Annotated in this window: 4 protein-coding genes and 1 pseudogene; all 5 read right to left on the bottom strand. The window is 62.3% G+C overall.

Annotated features, from left to right (window positions below):
• Positions 1-65: 65 nt before the first annotated feature.
• On the bottom strand, positions 66-935 hold the full coding sequence (locus AC1DVA_RS26810) for an amino acid ABC transporter substrate-binding protein (RefSeq protein ID WP_476807911.1): 870 nt from the start codon (positions 933-935) through the stop codon (positions 66-68).
• 54 nt (positions 936-989) lie between these two features.
• Positions 990-2060 carry an NAD/NADP octopine/nopaline dehydrogenase family protein gene (locus AC1DVA_RS26815; protein ID WP_476807912.1) on the bottom strand — a complete coding sequence of 357 codons (1071 nt, stop codon included), beginning with the start codon at positions 2058-2060 and terminating at the stop codon, positions 990-992.
• An 85-nt stretch (positions 2061-2145) separates the two neighbouring features.
• Entirely contained in the window at positions 2146-2742 is a 597-nt protein-coding gene (locus tag AC1DVA_RS26820) for a helix-turn-helix domain-containing protein (protein ID WP_265055454.1), read from the bottom strand.
• Between the two features lie 9 nt (positions 2743-2751).
• Positions 2752-3480, bottom strand: coding sequence for an amino acid ABC transporter ATP-binding protein (locus AC1DVA_RS26825; RefSeq protein WP_265055455.1), 729 nt, complete (start codon positions 3478-3480; stop codon positions 2752-2754).
• Positions 3480-3659 (bottom strand): annotated as a pseudogene (locus AC1DVA_RS26830) (hypothetical protein); the annotation flags it as partial. The pseudogene AC1DVA_RS26830 and the gene AC1DVA_RS26825, both read right to left, overlap by 1 nt.

Raw genomic sequence — 3659 nt, forward strand, 5'->3', positions numbered from 1 at the left:
TTCCAGAAGCGCGCTGGGCTCGTTCCGTTCAGCCAGGAAGGCTGAACGGAACCTTTTTCGGTAACTTATTCGGCGTAGGACTGGGTCGCCCAAGCGGCTCTGAGTTTGGGTGAGACCTGGGCGCCGAAGGGGCCGAACCATTTGTTGAAGAGGGCCTCGRCTTCGCCCGATTTGAACATCTTCGCCATGGCGTGATTGACGATCCAGAGCACAGTGGGGTTCAGTCTCGGCACCATGAAGCCCTGTGGCGCATAGCCATATTCGGTGCCGACGATTGTCAGGGCCTCTGGGTTCTTCGATTGCCGGATCAGGCTGTAGAAGGCGCCGTTGTCGCTGAAATAGGCATCCGCACGCCGCGTCTCGACGGAGATCAGCGCGGCCGCATGGTCATCGACATTCTGGATGCGAATGTTCAGGTTCTTTTCCGCGACGAGCTTCTTCAGGTCCGGCTCGCTGCTGCCGCCGGTCGCGACGGCGACGATCTTGCCGTTCAGATCCTCGTATTTGGCGATGCCGGAGCTCTTCAGGACGAGCAGCTGGCTCGACGAGACATAGGAGACCGATGAGAAGTCGACTTGCTTGTTGCGACCGAAAGTGTTGACCGTGCCGCCGCATTCCAGATCGACGGTACCGTTGGCGACGAGCGCCTGGCGGTTCTGAATGCTGACCGGCACGTATTTGACCTTGAGGTCGGGCAACTTCAGCTCCGCCTTGATGTCCTCGATGATGCGCTGACAGAACTCGACCGAATAGCCAGACGGCTTCTTGTCATTGTCGAGGAAGCCATAGGGGTAGAGCGCTTCCCGGATTCCCATGGTGATGGTGTTGGTTTCGCGCAGCTTCTTGACGATCGAATCTACCTCTTGCGCCTGGGCGCTGGCAGCCAGACCGAATGCGAAGAGGCCGCCAATCGCCGCAGCAAAATTCCGTTTCATGTTTCTCTCCCGTTTGAAGCAATCATTCCCAATGCACCGGCCGGTGCGGGGAGTCTAAAATCCAGCGCGGGCCCGCTCCCGCAGCTGCCCGCTACTCATCTTTTCAAAGCCAAGCGCGGGCAGCAGGTCGTTGTCCTTGACAAAATCTCGGCCATAGGCGGCCGACAGCATGGTCAGGCCGGCCTCGTGCAGTCTCGCGGGCTGCCCGGCGAGGCGTCCTAGCAAGATCGTCGGCAGCAGACCAAAAGGCGCATCTTCGAGGACATAGCGGCTATTCAAGGTCGTCGGCCCGAAACCGCCATTGCCGCGCCGATGYAGCTCCGCGTTCATTTCCGCGATGCTCGCGACCGGGAGCTGATATGAGAAGGCATAGTGCTCCTTGATCGTCCGCACCGACACGTCGAAGGCTTTCGCGATCGCCAGGCGTTCGGCGTCGAGCATTTCCATCACGCGCCCGACCGCCGGCGTGACGTTTTCGGCCTGTCCCCAGCGCTCCCCATGCTCCATCCGGGTGAGGTTGAACAACGCAATCGCGAGATGGTTTTGCGGATTGAGATTGCTGAGTGCGATCGCCAGGAGCCCATCCCGCTTGACGAAGCGACCGCCGAAGAGAGCGGTGCAGAGCGCGTGCCCGGCTTCGAGTTCCGCTTCTGGCACGGTGGCGATATCAATCTTGGAGCGCAGCGAATTGACCGTGACCTCGGTCGGCGAGGTTCTGYGTCCCGTTGTCAGGGTGGTGCCCCAGGCGATGATCGGCGCCTTGACGCCGCGCTCGGCCAGGAGCCGTGACAGATAGAGCGCGCCGAAGGAGGCATGCGAGCTGATGATGACCGGCTGATCCGCGCGCAGATGCTCGGCCGTCGCCTCCAGCGCCAGCTTATGAGCGTTGCCCGGCATGGCGAGCATCACAACGTCGGAGCCGGTCACGGCCTCCTTCGCGCTCTGTGCGATGCGCGGGCGGCAGCTCGTCTCGATTGCGCCGATCGCCCGCAATGGCGCTCCCGCCGCCAGCTCGACCGTGCTTTGGCCGGATGGCGACCATAGCAGGGGATCATGTCCGCCGATCAAAAGCTGGGCGGCGGCGCCGTAGGCGGCGGCACCGGCACCGAGAATGCTCACACGCATAGGAGGGCCTCTGTTGAAGCTGAAGAAGACGGCCCCCGGTCGAACGCGACCAGAGAACAAGGCGATCCATTATAGCGGAAGAAATTCAAGAGCCGGCCTTCCCTTGTGGCGTCTTCCGGTAGAGCAGAACCATCAGGCCCCGGGCCGGCTCGTCGCGCTCGTTGCTGATCGAATGCGGCACATCGACGGGATAGCGTGCCGTCTCTCCGGTCTTGACTGGATAGCACGACTGACCGCTGGCGATGACGAGCTGGCCCGACAGCACGGTGAAATGCTCGACCGCACCGGCCGCGTGCGCGGCGCTATCGAGCCGGCCATGGCCGGCGATCTCGACATCGTACCATTCAACCGTGCCGGCAAGGCTCGGTGGGCTGAGAATCCGCAATTGGCAGGAGCCATCGGCGCTGCGGATTTCCGGCGTATGCGCCGGCGCGATGATTTCGATGGCGCTTGTGCCGGCACCCGGCTCGCTCGCTTGCAGAAGCACGGAAAAATCGATCTGCAACCCTCGCGTCAGGCTCCAGAGCACCGCGAAGGTGGGGTTGGCTTCGCCTCGCTCGATTTGCGACAACATCGATTTCGAGACGCCCGACAAGGCTGCAAGCTGCTGCAGCGTCAAATCCCGTGCCTTGCGCTGGCGCTGAAGGATCGGTCCGATCTGGGGGGTGCTCAGCTCTGTCATGATGGCCGGCTAATGCGTCAGGACCTTGGTCAGGAACTGCTTGGCGCGCTCCGTCGCCGGGGCGGTGAAGAACTGCGCCTTGGGCGTGTCCTCGAGAATTTCGCCGCCGTCCATGAACAGCACCCGGTTAGCCACGCGCTGCGCGAAGCCCATCTCATGCGTCACGACCATCATGGTCATGCCTTCGAGCGCGAGCTCCTGCATCACCTCCAACACCTCGTTGATCATTTCGGGATCGAGCGCTGAGGTCGGCTCGTCGAACAGCATCGCCGCCGGATCCATGGCCAGCGCCCGCGCGATGCCGACACGTTGCTGCTGCCCACCGGAGAGCTGGCTCGGGCGGCTCGCCAACTTGTTGCCGAGCCCAACCCGCGCCAGGATCTTCTCCGAGCGTGCATTGGCCTCCGAGCGGGAGCGTTTCAGCACATGGATCTGCGCCAGGCTGACATTCTCCAGCGCGGTCATGTGCGGATAGAGCTCGAAGCTCTGGAACACCATGCCAATGCGCGAGCGCAGCGCCGGGAGGTCAGTCTTCGGGTCAGAGACCGAGACGCCGTTGATGGTAATTGTGCCGCTCTCGAACGGGACGAGCCCGTTGACGCATTTGATCAGCGTGCTCTTGCCGGAGCCCGAAGGGCCGCAGATCACTACGACCTCGCCCTGACGGACCGTCGCTGAGCAGCCACGCAAGATAAGCAGCTTGCCGTAGGATTTATGCACATCCTCGACGAAGATCATTACGCGCGGCCTTTCCGATAGAAGTCGAGCGCCTTCGTCGACGTCAGACAAATGACCAGATAGACGACGGCGACCAGCGTATACATTTCCGTGGGCCGCCCATCGCGCGAGGCGACGATGCTCGCCGTCGTCAGGAAGTCGTGCAGCGCCACGACATAGACTAGGGAGGTGTCCTGGAA

Source organism: Allobosea sp. P4_C6 (genome assembly GCF_056402015.1).

Excerpts from the sequence above, each read along its gene's own strand:
- AC1DVA_RS26820 (WP_265055454.1), bottom strand. The coding sequence starts at position 2,742 with ATGACAGAGCTGAGCACCCCCCAGATCGGACCGATCCTTCAGCGCCAG.
- AC1DVA_RS26825 (WP_265055455.1), bottom strand. The coding sequence starts at position 3,480 with ATGATCTTCGTCGAGGATGTGCATAAATCCTACGGCAAGCTGCTTATC.